This window comes from Xanthomonas sp. 3058 (genome assembly GCF_014199765.1).
Lineage (GTDB): Bacteria > Pseudomonadota > Gammaproteobacteria > Xanthomonadales > Xanthomonadaceae > Xanthomonas > Xanthomonas campestris_B.
On the sequence record NZ_JACHOF010000001.1, the window covers coordinates 307,641 to 324,611 of the forward strand.

Consider the following 16,971-nt stretch of genomic DNA (forward strand, 5'->3'; position numbering starts at 1 on the left):
CGGGCCGGCTGGCGATGACGCTGCTCGCGACCGCCACCAGCCTGGCCTACGGCGCATCCGGCGACCTGGCCGACATGACAACGCTCCCGGATCAGGCGCAGCAAAGCGCTGCGGCCCTGCCGCAGACGCTGTATCTGGACGTCACCCTGAATCAGGCCGAGCGCGGCCTGGCGCCGTTCGAGTTGATCGACGGTCACCTGCGTGGCTCGGTCGAAACGCTGCGCAAGCTGGGCTTCGTGCTGGCCGACCGCACTGCCGGCGAACTGCTCGACCTGGACCGGCTGCCCGATGTGGAAGTGCGTTACGACGCCGCGCTGCAGCGGCTGGCGCTGCAGGTGCCGTTGGCGCAACTGTCGCTCTCCACCACGGTCCTGAAGGCCGAACAGGTCGCTCCGCCGAGCGCTACCGCTTCGCCCGGCATGCTGCTCAATTACGACTTCTATGCAACGCGCAACACCGGCTCCAGCAACGTATCGCTGGCCACCGAATTGCGCGGCTTCGGCATCGGCCGCGGCATGGTCGACACCACCGCCGTGTTCCTGGCCTACGACCGCCCGCAGGACGGGCGCTGGCGCAGTGAAGCGGTGCGCCTGGACAGCGCCTGGCAGATGGATTTTCCCGACAGCGCCACCAGCCTCACCGTCGGCGACTTCTATAGCGGCTTTGTCGACTGGAGCCGCTCGATCCGCCTGGGCGGCGTGCAGATCGGCCGCAACTACGCGTTGCAGCCGTACCGCGTGTTGACGCCAACGCCCAGCTTCCTGGGCGAAGCGGTGGTGCCGTCGACCGTGGAGCTCTACGTCGATGGATTGCGCCAGTACAGCGGCCAGGTGCCGGCCGGCCCGTTCCAACTGGCCGCGCAACCAGGCATCAGCGGCACCGGCCAGGCGCAGATCGTGGTGACCGATGCCTTCGGCCAGGTGCGTCGGCTGGATTTTGCGTTCTACGGCACGCCGCAGTTGCTGGCGCGCGGCATTTCCGAGTGGTCGGCCGGCATTGGCCATCTGCGCCAGGACTACGGCGTGCGTTCGTTTTCTTACGAATCGCGCACCGTGGCCAGCGCCACCTTGCGCAAGGGACTGCGCGAGGACGTCACCATCGAAGCGCATGCCGAAGCCGGCGGTGGCGTGGTCAATGCCGGCGCCGGCGGCGTGTGGCTGCTGGGGCGCGGCGGCGTCGTCAATGCCGCTTATGCGCATAGCCAGATGGACGCGCTGCGCGGCGGCCAGTATGTGCTGGGCTTTGCCTGGAACAACCGTCGCTTCAACTTCAATCTAGGCACCCAGCGCACCCACGGCGACTACCGCGACCTGGGTGCGCTGCAAGGCGCGTTGCCGGCACGCATCAGCGACCGCGCGGTATTCGGCGTCAACGTCAATCCGATCGGCTCGCTGGGCACCAGCTACGTGCGGCTGAGTTATCCGCAGGGCGACACCTCGCGCTACGCCAGCCTGTTCTGGTCGCGCAGTTTCGGGCGCAACTGGGCTGCCAACCTGTCCGGCAATCAAAATCTGGACATCCGCAGCGATCGCAGCCTGTACCTGTCGCTGTCGACCACCTTCGGCGAGTTGCGCCAGGCCAGTGCATCGATGCAGCGCAACGGCAACCGCACCGGATTCGTCGCCGACGTCAGCCAGCCGTTGCCCGGCGACGGCGACCTGGGCGGCCTCGGCTGGCGCGTGCAGGGACGTGCCGGCGACGATGCCAACGGCGGGCTGGCCGAACTGGGCTGGTTGAATCGGATCGGCCGCTACAACCTCGGCGCGGCCAATCAGGACGGCGACAGCTTCGGCTATGCCAGCGCCAGTGGCAGCCTGGTGTGGATGAACGGTCGCGGTTTTGCCGCGCGCGATATCCAGGATGCGTTTGCGGTGGTCTCCACCGACGGCCAGGCCGGCATTCCGGTACGGCTGGAGAATCGCCTGATCGGCGTCACCGACGCACGTGGCATGCTGCTGGTGACACCGCTGCAATCGTGGCAACGCAATCAATTGTCCATCGACACCTTGAACCTGCCGGCAGATCTGCGCGTGGACCGCGTCGATACCGCCGTCACCCCGCGCCAGCAGTCCGGGGTGGCGGTGCGTTTCGGCATCACCCGCGTGCGCGCGGCGATCATCGTGCTGCACGATGCGCAAGGCGTGCCGTTGCCGGTCGGCAGCGTGGTGCAGCGCGAGGGCGACGCCGAGCGCGTGGTGGTCGGCTACGACGGCGAAACCTATCTGGACAACCTGCAGCACGACAACCGCATCCTGGTCGAGTCGCCGAACGGGCGCTGCACCGCGCAGTTCGCCTACCCCTCCAATCCCGGCGGGATTCCGCGCGTCGGTCCGCTGCCGTGCCTGGGTGAGCAGAAGACGCCATGACCAGGCACGCACCCTGGCGCCTGCTGCTGGCGCTGACCATCGCCACGCTGTGGCTTGCACCCAGCCAGGCGGCCCGGGCCGACACTACCTGCACGGCCACCCTGGGCACGGCGCTGGCGTTCGGCAATGTCGCCGCCAATGGCACCACCGATGCGGTGGCAACGCTCAGCGTCTCCTGTGCGACCGCCGCGCTCAGTGTCCTGGGCTACGCACAGGTGAGCCTGTGCCTGGACCTGGGGCCCGGTAGCGCCAGCGGCGGCCTGTATGCACCGCGCCGCATGCGCAACTCCACCAGCGACAGCCTGGACTTCCAGATCTACAGGGATGCCTCACGCACCCAGGTCTGGGGCGCCACCGCATCGACCACCCCCTCGCCGGTTCTGTTGACGCTGTCGTACGGTGTCCCGGTGGTCACCGGCGGCTCGCAAACCACCAGCGTCACGCTGTACGGGCGCATTCCGACCAATCAGATCCTGTCGATCGGCAACCACACCAGCACGTTCGGCGGGGCCGACACGGTGCTGCGCTATTCCTACAACGAGAGCGTCATCGGCGTCCCACCGGCGCCGGGCAGTTGTACGGCCGGTGGCAGCGGCAGCAAGACCGCCAGCAACGCGTTCCCGTTCACCGCCTCGGCCAACGTGCCGGCACGCTGCAACACCTATGTCACCACCGACCTGGATTTCGGCAGCATCGCCGGCAGCATCAACACCGCCATCGACCGCACCTCCACCATCAGCCTGGCCTGCACCAACCGCACCGCCTGGAACATCGGCCTGGACAACGGCGTCAACGCCAGCGGCGGCACCCGACGCATGCGCCACGCCTCCAGCGCCAACTATGTCGCCTACCAACTCTACCGGGATGCCGGTCGCGCCAACCTCTGGGGCACCACGATCGGCGTGGACACGCTCGCCGGCACCGGCAACGGCGCGACCCAGACGGTCACCGTCTACGGGCGTGCGGCAGGCGCGCAATTGCCCATCGCAGGGGCCTACAACGACACGGTGACCGTCTCCATCACTTACTGACAGTTAATAAAGTTCGCTTTGGGAGCGTCGCTATCTGTTACGTCTCCAATGCAAACGATTGCCTCCATGACACTGGTCACCGTCTTTAAAAGTCTGACCCTGGTTGCGCTCGTCCTCACCGCGACGGCCGCCAGCGCGGCTGCCAGCCGTGGCCCGGAGAATTCCACCCTGCATATCGGCTTACGGCTGCTCAGCGGGTGCGAACTGCGCACCACTCCGCCACGCGCCAGCTGCTCCAGGGGCACGCCAATGGCGATCGCCCAGCCCGCACGCGCCACCGAAGCCCCCACCAGCACCGGCCAGGACGCCAGCGCACTCGCCGGGCCAGCGCCCGCCAGTGCGGCACGCATGACCACCATTGCGTTCTGACCATGACCACGCCCCGCCTGCTTGGCTGCTGGCTCGCGCTCGCAATGGCCTGCCTGGCACCGAATGGCAGCGTCGCCGCTGCCGAAATCGCGATTGCCCCCACCACCGCGTATATTCCCGCCGACAGCGACCAGACTGCCGTCTGGCTGTACAACCAGGCCGCAGTGCCGTGGCACGCCGAAGCCAAGCTCTACCGCTGGAGCCAGGACGGCGACCGTGAACTGCTTGAGCCCGCCAAAGGCGCCACCGTCAGTCCCACCCATTTCGAAATCCCGCCGCAAGGGCGGCAGTTGTTGCGGGTGATCCGTCTGGGCCCAAGTCCGGAACAGACCGAAGACAGCTACCGGCTGGTGGTGACCCAGCATGCCTCGGAAGGCGACACCGAACTGTTGCGGTATTCCACCCCGGTGTTCGTCCTGCCCAGCGCGCCGGGCGATGCGCACCCGGCCCTGCGGGCAACCCTGTCGGCCGATGGCGCCGGTCTTGTCTTGAACGTGCATAACGCCGGACCTCACCACGCACGCCTGGCCGACCTGGCCTACATCGATGCCGGCGGCACCCGCCGCAGCATTGGCGACAACCTGGCCGGCTACGTCCTGCCCGGCCAGACCCGCCAGTGGGCATTGCCGGCCAACCTGACCGTCGGCCAGGGCCGTTTCGTGGCACGCGTCAACAGCGATATCGAGACCACGCTGGCGCTGCAGCCCTAGGAAGCGGGAATCGGGAATCGGGAGTGGGAAATCGGCAGGCGCATCGGCGCCGCCGACTGCGTCCGGGGCGTCAGGACGGCCAAGCTCTTGCGACTCCCGACTCCCGATTCCCGACTCCCGACTCCCGATTCCCGACTCCCGATTCCCGACTCCCGATTCCCGATTCCCGACTCCCGATTCCCGATTCCCGATTCCCGATTCACAGGCCTGAAGGCCTCGCGGACGCCGGCATTGAAACGATTGCACCGGACCGCCCCGCCGGCTATACTCCGTCGGCTGTTTTGCGTCTTTCGCGCATCGCGCCGTCCACGTCGGACGTCATCGACGAATTCACACCTGTCGCCGCCATCCGTGCCGGGGTGCCCCCACAAGGGGTTCGTCACGGAGGCAACAGGGAAGCCCAACCCCGGAATCTTGTGCGTTTTGATGCGAGTCCCTCGCAACAGCCCGCACATCCATGTGCGGACTTTTCGACAACAAGCCGCGCACGGCGATTCCGCTCTTACGGAGTTACTTCAATGCCCCAAGTCACCATGCGTCAGATGCTGGAAGCCGGCGTCCATTTCGGCCACCAGTGCCGTTACTGGCACCCCAAGATGGCGCCTTACATCTTCGGCGCGCGCGGCAAGATCCACATCATCAACCTCGAGAAGACCGTTCCGCTCTTCAACGATGCGATGAACTTCCTCTCCTCGATCGCACAGAAGCGCGGCACCATCCTCTTCCTGGGCACCAAGCGCAGCGCGCGCGAGTCGATCAAGGAAGAAGCCGAGCGTTGCGGCATGCCGTTCATGACCCAGCGCTGGCTGGGCGGCACGCTGACCAACTTCCGTACCGTCAAGCAGTCGGTCGCCCGCCTGAAGGAACTGGAATCGGCCGAAACCGATGGCACCTTCGAAAAGCTGGTCAAGCACGAAGTGCTGGGCCTGCGTCGCGAGCGCGAAAAGCTGGATGCGTCGCTGGGCGGCATCAAGGAAATGAACCGTCTGCCCGACGCGATCTTCGTGATCGATATCGGCCATGAAGACATCGCCATCAAGGAAGCCAAGAAGCTCGGCATCCCGGTGATCGCGGTGGTCGATACCAACTACGATCCGGCCCTGGTCGACTACGCCATCCCGGGTAACGACGACGCCATCCGCGCCGTGCAGCTGTACGCACGTGCCGCTGCCGACGCCGTGCTGGAAGGCAAGGCTGCTGCGCCGAACTCCGCATCGGTGCGTGAGGAAGAGTTCTCGGCCGAGTCCGCCGATGAAGGCAAGGGCCGTCGCGCCCCGGCCAAGAAGGCCGAAAAGAAGGCTGAGGCTCCGGCTGCCACCCCCGCTGCCGAATAATCGGCATGCAATGTGGCCGCACCATGCTGTGCGGCCACAGCCCCGACGGGTCCATCGCGCCCCGTCGCCGAGGCCACTAACTATTTACGGGGGCGGCCGGCTGCGCCGTCTCCCCATTGGCGGAACATCCCCGCCGCACGCATTCGTCCATATGAGGTAATTCCATGGAAATCACTGCTTCCCTGGTCAAGGAACTGCGCGAGCGCACCGGCGCCGGCATGATGGAGTGCAAGAAGGCACTCGTCGAAAACGCAGGCGACATCGACGCCGCGGCCGAATGGCTGCGCAAGTCGGGCCTGGCCAAGGCCGACAAGAAAGCCGACCGCGTTGCCGCCGAAGGCCGCATCGCCACCGCACAGGCCGGTGGCAAGGCCGTGCTGGTCGAAGTCAACTCCGAGACCGACTTCGTCGCCAAGGACGAGAACTTCCTGGCCTTCACCGAGACCGTGGCCACCGCCGCGCTGAACTCGGGCGTCGCCGACGCCGAAGCGCTCAAGAGCGTCAAGCTCGACAGCGGCGAGACCATCGAAGAACGCCGCGCAGCCGTCATCGCCAAGGTCGGCGAGAACCTGCAGGTGCGTCGCCTGGTGCGTGTCGACAGCGCCAACAACGTCGCGGCCTATGTGCACGGCGGTCGTATCGGCGTGCTGGTCGAGCTGAAGGGCGGCGACATCGAGCTGGCGCGCGGCATCGCCATGCACATCGCGGCGATGAACCCGCCGCACGTCAAGGCATCCGACGTCCCGGCCGAGTTCGTTGCCAAGGAAAAGGAAATCGAACTGGCCAAGATGTCCGAAAAGGACAAGTCCAAGCCGGCCGAGATCCTGGAAAAGATCATCAGCGGCAAGATCAGCAAGATCATCAACGAGGTGACGCTGTACGGCCAGCCGTACGTGCTCAACACCGATCAGACCGTCGAGCAGGCCGTCAAGGCTGCCGGTGCCGAAGTGATCGGCTTCCAGCGCCTGGCCGTTGGCGAAGGCATCGAAAAGGTGGTGGAAGACTACGCCGCCGAAGTGATGAAGCAGGCCGGTCTGGCCTGATCAGTCGCAAGCGAGGACTTCGCAAGCGCTGATAAAAAGCCGCGGCATGCCGCGGCTTTTTTGCGTTTTGCTTCCCACACTGCAAGCACACCGCAGGTCGCACGCGCAGCGCCACTTTGGCGAACGCGGCTGTATGCTTGCAACAACCGACGGCGACGACTTATGCAACCAGACCTTCAGGCCGCCCTGCACTACTGCCGCAACCTGCCGTCTCCCCCCGGCGTTGCCTTGCGCATCATCGAACTGGCGCAAGACGTCGACGTGGACATGACCACCACGGCCAATGTCATCGCCCTGGACATGGCCTTGAGCGCGCGCATGCTGCGGGTGGCCAACTCGCCGCTCTATGCCAGCCGCCGCTGCATCGACAACCTGGGCCAGGCGTTGAGCATGCTCGGCCTCAACGCGACCTTGAGCCTGGCATTGGGATTTTCGATGGTGCATGGCGTGCGCAGCACCTTCGCCGCGCACCCGCTGCATGAGCGCGTGTGGCGCCGCGCCGGCCTTTGCGCCATGGCCAGCCGCGTGCTGGGACAGGCCTATGGCATTCGCAAGCCCGAAGAATTGATGCTGGCCGGGCTGCTGCAGGACATCGGCAAGCTGGCCTTGCTGCAGGGCGCACCCGAGGTGTACGCACCGCTGCTGGAAGGCGCGCTCGACAACGCTGCCCTGCTGGACACCGAGCGCACGCATCTGGGCGCCACCCACGCCGAGGTCGGCGCCTGGCTCGCGCATCAATGGCAGTTGCCGTCGTATCTGCAAAACGCCATTGCACAGAGCGAAGACGATCCGGCCAGCCTGGAGCCGTTCATGGCCTGCGTCGCGCTATCGGGGCAATTGGCCGACATCTGGCTGTCGGCCAGTACGGTCAGCGCCACCGAACAGGCGCAGCAGCAGGCCCAGAAAGTGCTGAAGCTGGATGCCGAACGCTTCGAGAAGGTGATCGAACGCATCACCGAATCGTTGCCCGAACTGGAAGCGTTGTTCGACATCCGCGTGCCGCAGCCCGAGCACATCCAGATGATCTTCGAGCAGGCGCACGAACTGGCGATGCTGCGCAGCCTGCGCGAACTACAGGAGGTTGCCGAAGCGCGTCGGCAAGCCGACGAATCGGAAAACCGCATGCGCCATCTGGCCGAACAGGCCAGCCGCGATGCGCTGACCGGCGTGTTCAATCGGCATCAGCTCGGCACTGCGCTCGAGCACGAGTTCGAGCTGGCATCGCGCCAGGGCTGGCCGTTGTCGATCGCCTTCATCGACCTGGATGACTTCAAGCAGGTCAACGATACGTATGGCCACCTGATCGGCGACGAGGTGCTGCGCAACTTCGCGCAGACGCTGCAGCGCATGGTGCGCAGCAGCGACCTGGTGGCACGCTACGGCGGCGAAGAGTTTCTGGTGATCCTGCCCAACACCACCGCCGATGCGGCGCTGATGGTAATCGAACGCATCCTGGCCGAGACCGTGCGCACGCCGATGGCACAGGTGCAGGGCGGCCCACTGCACATCACGTTTTCGGCCGGGCTTGCCACCCATGGCGGTGGCGACCGCCAGTTCGAAAGCATCGAACATCTGCTGCAGGCGGCCGACAGCACGCTCTATCGTTCCAAGCATCGCGGTCGCAACCGCGTCACCGCCTACGATGCGACCGATGTGCCGACACCGCCCAACCCGCGCGCGCACTGAGCAGGGCATCGCCACGGTGCCACAAAGGAATTTTTACCACGCCCGGTGACAGGCTTCCGCTAGAATTGCCGGCGTTTGCCGATCCCCCACCCCCGAGGTCTCCCATGTCTGAACTTTCCTATCGCCGCATTCTTCTCAAACTTTCCGGGGAGGCGCTGATGGGAGACGGGGATTACGGCATCGATCCCAAGGTCATCAATCGTCTCGCCCACGAAGTGATCGAAGCGCAGCAGGCCGGCGCGCAGGTTGCACTGGTCATCGGCGGCGGCAACATCTTCCGCGGCGCCGGTCTGGCCGCCAGCGGCATGGACCGCGTCACCGGCGACCATATGGGCATGCTGGCCACGGTGATCAACGCGCTGGCGATGCAGGACGCGCTGGAAAAGCTCGGCGCCAAGGTGCGCGTGATGAGCGCGATCAAGATCAACGACGTGTGCGAAGACTTCATCCGCCGTCGCGCGATCCGTCACCTGGAAAAAGGCCGCATCGCGATCTTCGCCGCCGGCACCGGCAATCCGTTCTTCACCACCGATTCGGGCGCGGCATTGCGCGCGATCGAGATCGGCGCCGACCTGTTGCTCAAGGCCACCAAGGTCGATGGCGTCTACGACAAGGACCCGAAGAAGCACACCGATGCGGTGCGCTACGACAGCCTGACCTACGACGAAGTCATCATGCAGGGCCTGGAAGTGATGGATACGGCCGCGTTCGCACTGGCGCGCGACAGCGACCTGCCGCTGCGCATCTTCGGCATGAGCGAACCGGGCGTGCTGTTGCGCATCCTGCACGGCGAGCAGATCGGCACCCTGGTGCAGGGCCGGAGCTGAGCGTCGGGAATCGGGAATCGGGAATCGCAAAAGCACAGTGCCAGGCACTGCGCTGATGCCTGATCGATGGCGGTGCCGGGCGTGACGCGGCGCCATCAGGTGAACCGGCTGCGCAGGCACCTGCCGGCCGGCGAGTCCCGAAACCCCAGTCCCGGCTATAATCCCCGGATTCAGCTCCACACGGATTCCGGCGATGCTCACCCAGATCAAACAAGACGCGCAGACGCGCATGACCAAGAGCATCGATGCTCTGCGCCATTCCCTGACCACCGTGCGCACCGGGCGCGCCTCCCCGGCGCTGCTGGACGGCATCAAGGTCAAGGCCTACGGCACCGACACCCCCCTCAACCAGGTCGCCAGCATCAGCGTCTCCGAAGGCCGCTCGCTGGTCATCAGCCTGTTCGACAAGGGCATGATCAAGGACGTCGAGAAGGCGATCTACGCCTCGGATCTGGGCCTGACCCCGACCGTGGTCGGCACCGTGATCCGTCTGAACCTGCCGCCGCTGACCGAGGAGCGCCGCAAGGAGCTCAGCAAGTCCGTGCATGGCGAGGGCGAGGACAGCAAGGTGGCCATCCGCAACATCCGTCGCGACGCCAACCAGCAGGTCAAGGATCTGCTCAAGGACAAGGCGGTCACCGAGGACGAAGCGCGCAGCGCCGAAGACGACATCCAGAAGCTCACCGACAAGGCGATCAAGGACGTGGATGAAGTGGTCAAGGGCAAGGAACAGGAACTGATGACGGTCTGATCGTGGCATCCCCTGCCATGCATCCAGTCCCTTCTACCGACGCGATCCCGCGCCACATCGCCATCATCATGGATGGCAATGGGCGTTGGGCGCAGCGTCGGCGCCGTCCGCGCATGATCGGCCATCGCGCCGGCGCGCGCGCGGTCAACCGCACCATCGATTTCTGCCTGGAGAAAGGCGTGTCGGCGCTGACCCTGTTTGCGTTCTCCAGTGAAAACTGGGGGCGCCCGCAGGAGGAAGTCGATGCGCTGATGAAGCTGTTCCTGCACGCGCTCGATCGTGAGGTCGGCGAGCTGCAGCGGCGTGGCGTGCAAGTGCGCTTCATCGGCGATCGCAGCCGCTTTGCTGCGCCGTTGCGCGAGCGCATGGCCGCTGCCGAACGCGCCACCGCCATCAACTCGCGGCTGGTGCTGAGCATTGCCGCCAGCTACGGCGGCCGCCAGGACATCGCGCTGGCCGCGCGTGCGCTGGCCGAGGACGTGGCGGCCGGCCGCCTGCAACCGCAGCAGATCGACGAAGCGCTGCTGGCCAGCCGCGTCGCCCTGGCCGACCTGCCGGCGCCGGACCTGTTCATCCGCACCGGTGGCGACACCCGCATCAGCAATTTCCTGCTGTGGCAGCTGGCCTACACCGAGCTGTGGTTCACCGAAACCCTGTGGCCGGAGTTCGATGCCGGCGTGCTGCAGCAGGCGCTGGATGACTACGCCGGGCGTGAACGCCGCTTCGGCCTGACCAGCGCCCAGATCGCCGACAAGGCGACGGAGAGCTCCTCCGCATGACCAAGACCCGCGTGATTGCCGCGCTGATCATGGCGCCGCTCGCCATCTGCGCGATCGTGCTGCTGCCCACCCAATGGCTGGCGGCGCTGGCGGCGATCCTGTTCCTGACCGGCCTGTGGGAGTGGCTCAAGCTCTCCGGCATCGACGACAGCCTGCCGCGCACCGTGCTGCTGATGCTCAATCTGCTGCTGATGGTGCTGATGGTGTGGGCCTCGGCCGGCTCGATGGTGCTGTTCCAGATTTCGGCATTGGTGGGCGTGGCGTGGTGGTTGCTGGCGCTGCTGTGGCTGCGCTTTTTCACCTTCGGCGCCGATCACGGCAACGGCCAGGCGCGCGCACTCAAGCTCGCCGCCGGCACGCTGGCGGTGCTGCCGGCCTGGGCCGCGCTGGTGCTGCTGCACGCCAGCCCGGACAAGGGCAACCTGTGGCTGCTGACCGCGCTGACCACGGTCTGGGCGGCCGATTCGGGTGCCTATTTCGCCGGCCGCGCGTTCGGCAAGCACAAGCTGGCGCCGCGGGTCAGCCCCAACAAGACCATCGAAGGCCTGCTCGGCGGCATGGTTGCCGGTATCGCGGTGGCCTGCGCGTTCGGCTGGCTGGCCGGGTTGACGCTGGCGCACGTGCCGCAGTTGATCCTGGTCGCGGCGGTGGCGGTGCTGGCCTCGGTGCTGGGCGACCTGTTCGAAAGCCTGCTCAAGCGCCACGCCGGCGCCAAGGACTCGGGCACGGTGATTCCCGGCCACGGCGGCGTCCTGGATCGGATCGACGGCGTGCTCGCCGCGCTGCCGGTGTTCGCACTCGGCAAGGAAATTCTCGGATTCTGAGCATGGCTGCTTCCTCTCCCCGTCAGGTCGCCGTGTTCGGCGCCACCGGCTCGATCGGTGCATCGGCCCTGGATGTGATCGCCCGTCATCCGCAGCGGCTGCGCGCCAGCGTGCTGTCGGCCGGCAGCAAGGTCGACGAGCTGCTGGCGCTATGCGCCACGCATCGCCCTGCGCACGCGGTGATCGCGGACGAATCGCTGTATCCGGCGCTGCGCGATGGCCTGCGCGCGGCAGGATTGGCCACGCAGGCGCATGCCGGCAGCGCCGCGCTGGACGCCCTGGCCGCCAGCGATGCCTGCGACACCGTGGTTGCCGCCATTGTCGGTGCAGCCGGCCTGCCCTCGACCCTGGCCGCCGCCCGCGCCGGCAAGCGCCTGCTGCTGGCCAACAAGGAATCGCTGGTGCTGGCCGGCGAGCTGCTGACCCGCACCGCGGCAGCCGGCGGGTCGGACATCATCCCGATCGACAGCGAGCACAGCGCCATCTTCCAGTGCCTGCGCTCCTGCGACGCCAGCCGCGGCGTGCGGCGGGTGGTGCTGACGGCCTCCGGCGGCCCGTTTCGTGGCTGGAATCGCGCTGCGCTCGGCGCAGTGACCCCCGCACAAGCCGTTGCCCATCCCAAGTGGTCGATGGGACCGAAGATCTCGGTGGATTCGGCAACCTTGATGAACAAGGGCCTGGAAGTCATCGAAGCGCATCATCTGTTCGGCCTGCCCGGCGCCCAGATCGATGTCGTGGTGCACCCGCAGAGCCTGGTGCACTCGCTGGTCGAATTCGTCGACGGCTCCACCCTGGCACAGCTTGGCCTGCCGGACATGCGCACCACGCTGGCGGTTGGCCTGGCGTGGCCGGAGCGGATCGAATCCGGCGTCGCCGGGCTGGACCTGCTGACCCAGGGACGGCTGGATTTCGAGGCGCCGGACACCGACGCATTCCCCTGTCTGCGCCTGGCCTGGGAGGCATTGCGCGCAGGCGGCACTGCGCCGGCGATCCTGAACGCGGCCAACGAAGTGGCTGTTTCAGCGTTTCTTCAGGGCCAAGTGGGTTTCCTAGCGATCTCCGCGTTGGTCGAACACACACTGACAACGCTTCCACGGCACAATGCCGACACCCTCGACGCCCTGCTTTTTGCCGACGCGCAAGCGCGGCAGATCACCGAACGCGCCCTCGCCCATCACAGCCTTCATGCCTGATCGATTTACGCAACCGAGTTGCATCCATGGGTGATTTCATCGGTTCGGTCTGGTGGATGATCGTCAGCCTGGGCGTGTTGGTGACATTTCACGAATTCGGGCACTTCTGGGTCGCGCGCCGCTGCGGCGTCAAGGTGCTGCGCTTCTCGATCGGCTTCGGCAAACCGTTGTGGATGCGCCGCGACCGCCACGGCACCGAGTTCGTGATCGCGGCGATTCCGCTCGGCGGCTACGTCAAGATGCTCGACGAGCGCGAAGGCGATGTCCACCCGGCCGAGCAGGACCAGCCGGCCGAGCAGGACCAGGCCTTCAATCGCAAGACGGTGTGGCAACGCATCGCCATCGTCGCTGCCGGCCCGATCGCCAACCTGCTGCTGTGCATGGCCATGCTGTGGGCGATGTTCGTGGTCGGCAAGCAGGATTATTCGGCCACCATCGGCCGCGCCGACGGCCTAGCCGCCGCCGCCGGGCTGACGCCGGGCGAGCGCATCGTGCGCATCGACGACCGCAGCGTGGTCAGCTGGAGCGATGCCAGCATGCAGCTCACCGCCGCTGCCATGGACAAGCGCGACATCCGCGTGCTGACCGCATCCGAGGGCGCCGGCAACAGCGAGCACACCCTGCGCCTGTCGCAGCTGCCGGCTGGCTTCGACGAGCGCCGCGTGGCCAAGCTGGCCGGCATCGGCTGGCAGTTCATGCTGCAGCCGCCGGTGATCGACAAGGTGGTGCCCGGCTCGGTCGCCGATGGCCTGATCAAGCCCGGCGACCGCATTGTGGCCATCGATGGCCAGCCGATCCGCTCGGCCGAGGACATCATTCCGCAGGTGCAGGCGCTGGGCGCGCATGGCGGGCCGGGCATGATCGAGGTGGCACGCGGCGAAGACCGGCTGGCGCTGGAAATCGCACCACGCAAGTCGCCGCAGGGCCAATGGATGCTTGGCGTGCGCCCGGCGGCCGCGCCAGCGCCGGAATATGACAGCCGCCAGCAGTACGGCATCTTTGCGGCGGTCCCCGCTGCGATCCGCGAAACCGGCCGGATGACCGCCGACTCGCTGGGCATGATGAAACGCATGCTGACCGGCCAGGCCTCGGTCAAGAACATCTCCGGCCCGGTCACGATCGCCCGCGCCGCCAACGCCTCGGCCGAACGCGGGCTCGACTGGTTCCTGTATTTTCTGGGCCTGGTGTCGCTCAGCCTGGCGATCATCAACCTGATGCCCATTCCAATCTTGGACGGTGGGCACCTGCTGTATTACCTTATCGAGTTGGTCAAGGGCAGCCCGATCAGCGAACGGGCCATGATTGCCGGTCAATATGTCGGTCTGGCGGTCCTGGCCGGGCTGATGGGACTGGCGTTCTACAACGACATCCTCGGCCTGGTCCCACGATGAAGCTGCTCCACTCTTTCCGCCTGTTGTCGTCGTCAAACGTCGGCATCCAGCAACACCTGAAATCGACTCCAACCGGATGTGACATGACGCGTCTTCCCACTCGCCGCCTGCTTGCCCTCGCTCTTGCTGCCGGCCTCAGCCTGCCAGCCGTTGCCCTGGCCGCCGAGCCGTTCGTCGCCAGCGACATCCGCGTCGACGGCCTGCAGCGCATTGCCTCCGGCACCGTCTTCACCTATCTGCCGGTGAACCGCGGCGACACCGTGGACGACGCCAAGGTCGCCGACTCGATCCGTGCGCTGTACCGCACCGGCTTCTTCGAGGACGTGCAGCTGGACCGCCAGGGCAACATCCTGGTCATCACGGTCAAGGAGCGCCCGGCGATCAACAAGCTCACCGTGACCGGCAACAAGGACATCAAGTCCGAAGAGCTGCTCAAGGGCCTGGGCGACATCGGCCTGACCGAGGGCGGCACCTTCGACCGCCTTAGCCTGGACCGCGTCACCCAGGAGCTGACCCGTCAGTACAACAACCGCGGCAAGTACAACGTCGAGATCACCCCGACGGTGAGCCCGCTGGACCGCAACCGCGTGGACGTGGCCATCGCAATCAAGGAAGGCAAGGCGGCCAAGATCCGCCACGTCAACCTGATCGGCACCGAGAAGTTCGCCAACGAAGACATCCTGGAGAACTGGGAATCCAAGGAGCACAACTGGGCCTCGTGGTATCGCCGCGACGACCAGTACTCCAAGGAAAAGATGTCCGGCGACCTGGAGAAGCTCAACTCCTGGTACCTGGACCGCGGCTACGTGGACTTCAGCATCGACTCCACCCAGGTGTCGATCAGCCCCGACAAGCGCGACATGTTCGTCAGCGCCGGCGTCACCGAAGGCGAGCAGTACAAGATTTCCGAGATCAAGGTCACCGGCGACACCGTGCTGCCGCAGGCAGACATCGAGCGCCTGGTCATTCCCAAGGCCGGCGACATCTTCTCGCGTGCGCTGCTGGAATACACCTCCGATGCGATCACCAATACGTTGAGCAACGTCGGCTACGCGTTCGCCAAGGTCAACCCGATCCCGACCCCGAACCGCGAGGACCGCACCGTTGCGGTCAATCTGCAGGTGGTGCCGGGTCCGCGCGTGACCGTGCGCCGCATCCTCTACAAGGGCAACAGCCGCACCTCCGACGAAGTGCTGCGCCGCGAAATGCGCCAGTTCGAGAACACCTGGTACTCGCAGGCCGCGATCGACCGTTCCAAGATCCGTCTGCAGCGCCTGGGCTACTTCGAGAGCGTGGATGTGGAAACGCCGCAGGTGCCCGGCAGCAACGACGAGGTCGACGTGGTCTACAACGTCAAGGAAACCACCTCCGGCAGCTTCGTGTTCGGCCTGGGTTACTCGCAGAGCTTCGGTGTGACCACCTCGGTGCAGCTGTCGCAGAACAACTTCCTGGGTGGCGGTAACCGGGTGGCGGTGGAGGCCTCGCGCAGCAGCTATCAGCAGCGCTATGCGTTCTCCTACACCAACCCGTTCTTTACCGACGACGGTGTGTCGCTGGGTTACAACCTGTCCTGGCGTGCCTTGGACTACTCGGACTTCAATACCGCCCAGTACAACAGCAAGAACGGCTCGGCGCAGGTGGTGTTTGGCGTGCCGATCACCGAGAACGACACCATCTCCGCGATGGTCGGCGTCGACAGCAACCAGATCAACACGTTCCCGACCCAAACCCCGCAGGCGATCATCGACTACATCGACGCGGTCGGCACGAGTACCTTCCATGCCTGGCGTACCGAGCTGGGCTGGGCACGCGACACCCGCAACGACTTCTTCATGCCGACCCGCGGCATGTACCAGCGCGTCGGCCTGGAGACCACCCTGCCCGGCTCCACGGTCGAGTACTACAAGCTCAACTACCAGATCTCCAACTACTGGCCGATCATCCCCGCGATCGTGTTGAACACCCGCTTCGAGCTGGGCTACGGCGACAGCTATGGCAACGACAGCTCGCGCGACGTGTGTGGCGTCGTTGCCAATAACGCTTATACGGAACAGGCTTGCGACGGTAACAACCGGCTTCGCACCGTCACCGCCACCGGCTTGCCGTTCTACGAGAACTTCTACGCTGGTGGTACCAACTCGGTGCGCGGCTTCGAAGACAACACGCTGGGTCCACGCTCGGAGCGAACGGTAAATTACTCGCGCGGCCAGCCATTGGGCGGCTCGTTCAAGACCGTCGGTTCGGTGGAAATGTACTTCCCGAAGCTGTTCGACAGCCCGTCGGCACGCGTGTCGGCATTCGTCGACTTCGGTAACGTCTTCAACGGCGTGGACAACTTCAAGACCAACGAACTGCGCGCCTCCACCGGCGTGGCGTTGTTGTGGCGCGCACCGGTCGGTCCCATTTCGATCAGCTACGCGTTCCCGCTGAAGAAGGAAGACAACGACGAGATCGAGCGTCTGCAGTTCACCTTCGGCGGCCAGTTCTAAAAGGCGCAGGCAAGACGATGGCGGCCCGATGACTCGGGCCGCCATCGTTTGTTGAAACCGCCGCGTCTGGAGACCGGACTTGCAAGCAGGTGTTGCAGACATCGCCCAGGCAGGTGGGCCACGGCGCCGCAGTCGGATGCGTCCACACACTGAAGCGGCTAGTCCCAGAAGCCCTGAA

The 16,971-nt window shown here is 65.8% G+C and carries 14 protein-coding genes; all 14 read left to right on the forward strand.

Annotated features, from left to right (window positions below; translation table 11 throughout):
* Positions 1-14 precede the first annotated feature (14 nt).
* Positions 15-2,366: a fimbria/pilus outer membrane usher protein gene (locus tag GGR61_RS01540; RefSeq protein WP_184405931.1), complete on the forward strand. Its 2,352-nt coding sequence runs from the start codon at positions 15-17 to the stop codon at positions 2,364-2,366.
* Positions 2,363-3,397, forward strand: coding sequence for a spore coat U domain-containing protein (locus GGR61_RS01545; RefSeq protein WP_184405928.1), 1,035 nt, complete (start codon positions 2,363-2,365; stop codon positions 3,395-3,397). The genes GGR61_RS01540 and GGR61_RS01545 overlap by 4 nt, the downstream gene beginning before the upstream one ends.
* 48 nt (positions 3,398-3,445) lie before the next feature.
* Positions 3,446-3,766 (forward strand): hypothetical protein, encoded by a 321-nt coding sequence (locus tag GGR61_RS01550; RefSeq protein WP_184620237.1) that lies wholly within the window; start codon positions 3,446-3,448, stop codon positions 3,764-3,766.
* Between the two features lie 2 nt (positions 3,767-3,768).
* Positions 3,769-4,476, forward strand: coding sequence for a fimbria/pilus periplasmic chaperone (locus tag GGR61_RS01555; protein ID WP_184620238.1), 708 nt, complete (start codon positions 3,769-3,771; stop codon positions 4,474-4,476).
* A 518-nt stretch (positions 4,477-4,994) separates the two neighbouring features.
* A complete protein-coding gene (gene rpsB, locus GGR61_RS01560; RefSeq protein WP_184405922.1) occupies positions 4,995-5,810 on the forward strand; it encodes a 30S ribosomal protein S2 in 816 nt (271 codons plus the stop codon).
* 164 nt (positions 5,811-5,974) lie between these two features.
* The gene (tsf, locus tag GGR61_RS01565; RefSeq protein ID WP_184405920.1) at positions 5,975-6,853 is read left to right on the forward strand and encodes a translation elongation factor Ts; all 879 of its coding nucleotides are present in this window, start codon (positions 5,975-5,977) and stop codon (positions 6,851-6,853) included.
* A 162-nt stretch (positions 6,854-7,015) separates the two neighbouring features.
* Positions 7,016-8,539: a GGDEF domain-containing protein gene (locus tag GGR61_RS01570; protein ID WP_184620239.1), complete on the forward strand. Its 1,524-nt coding sequence runs from the start codon at positions 7,016-7,018 to the stop codon at positions 8,537-8,539.
* Between the two features lie 104 nt (positions 8,540-8,643).
* The gene (gene pyrH / locus GGR61_RS01575; RefSeq protein WP_184405917.1) at positions 8,644-9,366 is read left to right on the forward strand and encodes a UMP kinase; all 723 of its coding nucleotides are present in this window, start codon (positions 8,644-8,646) and stop codon (positions 9,364-9,366) included.
* Between the two features lie 193 nt (positions 9,367-9,559).
* Positions 9,560-10,117 carry a ribosome recycling factor gene (gene frr / locus GGR61_RS01580; protein WP_184620240.1) on the forward strand — a complete coding sequence of 186 codons (558 nt, stop codon included), beginning with the start codon at positions 9,560-9,562 and terminating at the stop codon, positions 10,115-10,117.
* Between the two features lie 17 nt (positions 10,118-10,134).
* Positions 10,135-10,896: a polyprenyl diphosphate synthase gene (uppS, locus tag GGR61_RS01585; RefSeq protein WP_184620241.1), complete on the forward strand. Its 762-nt coding sequence runs from the start codon at positions 10,135-10,137 to the stop codon at positions 10,894-10,896.
* Positions 10,893-11,720, forward strand: coding sequence for a phosphatidate cytidylyltransferase (locus GGR61_RS01590; RefSeq protein ID WP_184405912.1), 828 nt, complete (start codon positions 10,893-10,895; stop codon positions 11,718-11,720). The genes uppS and GGR61_RS01590 overlap by 4 nt, the downstream gene beginning before the upstream one ends.
* A gap of 2 nt (positions 11,721-11,722) precedes the next feature.
* Positions 11,723-12,913 carry a 1-deoxy-D-xylulose-5-phosphate reductoisomerase gene (locus GGR61_RS01595; RefSeq protein WP_184620242.1) on the forward strand — a complete coding sequence of 397 codons (1,191 nt, stop codon included), beginning with the start codon at positions 11,723-11,725 and terminating at the stop codon, positions 12,911-12,913.
* A 26-nt stretch (positions 12,914-12,939) separates the two neighbouring features.
* Positions 12,940-14,304 carry an RIP metalloprotease RseP gene (gene rseP / locus GGR61_RS01600; RefSeq protein ID WP_184620243.1) on the forward strand — a complete coding sequence of 455 codons (1,365 nt, stop codon included), beginning with the start codon at positions 12,940-12,942 and terminating at the stop codon, positions 14,302-14,304.
* 83 nt (positions 14,305-14,387) lie between these two features.
* Positions 14,388-16,793 (forward strand): outer membrane protein assembly factor BamA, encoded by a 2,406-nt coding sequence (gene bamA / locus GGR61_RS01605; RefSeq protein WP_184620244.1) that lies wholly within the window; start codon positions 14,388-14,390, stop codon positions 16,791-16,793.
* Positions 16,794-16,971: the final 178 nt, after the last annotated feature.

Bases quoted from the DNA above. Each gene is read 5' to 3' on its own strand.
- GGR61_RS01540 (WP_184405931.1), top strand. From the start codon at position 15: ATGACGCTGCTCGCGACCGCCACCAGCCTGGCCTACGGCGCATCCGGC.
- GGR61_RS01545 (WP_184405928.1), top strand. From the start codon at position 2,363: ATGACCAGGCACGCACCCTGGCGCCTGCTGCTGGCGCTGACCATCGCC.
- GGR61_RS01550 (WP_184620237.1), top strand. From the start codon at position 3,446: ATGCAAACGATTGCCTCCATGACACTGGTCACCGTCTTTAAAAGTCTG.
- GGR61_RS01555 (WP_184620238.1), top strand. From the start codon at position 3,769: ATGACCACGCCCCGCCTGCTTGGCTGCTGGCTCGCGCTCGCAATGGCC.
- rpsB (WP_184405922.1), top strand. From the start codon at position 4,995: ATGCCCCAAGTCACCATGCGTCAGATGCTGGAAGCCGGCGTCCATTTC.
- tsf (WP_184405920.1), top strand. From the start codon at position 5,975: ATGGAAATCACTGCTTCCCTGGTCAAGGAACTGCGCGAGCGCACCGGC.
- GGR61_RS01570 (WP_184620239.1), top strand. From the start codon at position 7,016: ATGCAACCAGACCTTCAGGCCGCCCTGCACTACTGCCGCAACCTGCCG.
- pyrH (WP_184405917.1), top strand. From the start codon at position 8,644: ATGTCTGAACTTTCCTATCGCCGCATTCTTCTCAAACTTTCCGGGGAG.
- frr (WP_184620240.1), top strand. From the start codon at position 9,560: ATGCTCACCCAGATCAAACAAGACGCGCAGACGCGCATGACCAAGAGC.
- uppS (WP_184620241.1), top strand. From the start codon at position 10,135: ATGCATCCAGTCCCTTCTACCGACGCGATCCCGCGCCACATCGCCATC.
- GGR61_RS01590 (WP_184405912.1), top strand. From the start codon at position 10,893: ATGACCAAGACCCGCGTGATTGCCGCGCTGATCATGGCGCCGCTCGCC.
- GGR61_RS01595 (WP_184620242.1), top strand. From the start codon at position 11,723: ATGGCTGCTTCCTCTCCCCGTCAGGTCGCCGTGTTCGGCGCCACCGGC.
- rseP (WP_184620243.1), top strand. From the start codon at position 12,940: ATGGGTGATTTCATCGGTTCGGTCTGGTGGATGATCGTCAGCCTGGGC.
- bamA (WP_184620244.1), top strand. From the start codon at position 14,388: ATGACGCGTCTTCCCACTCGCCGCCTGCTTGCCCTCGCTCTTGCTGCC.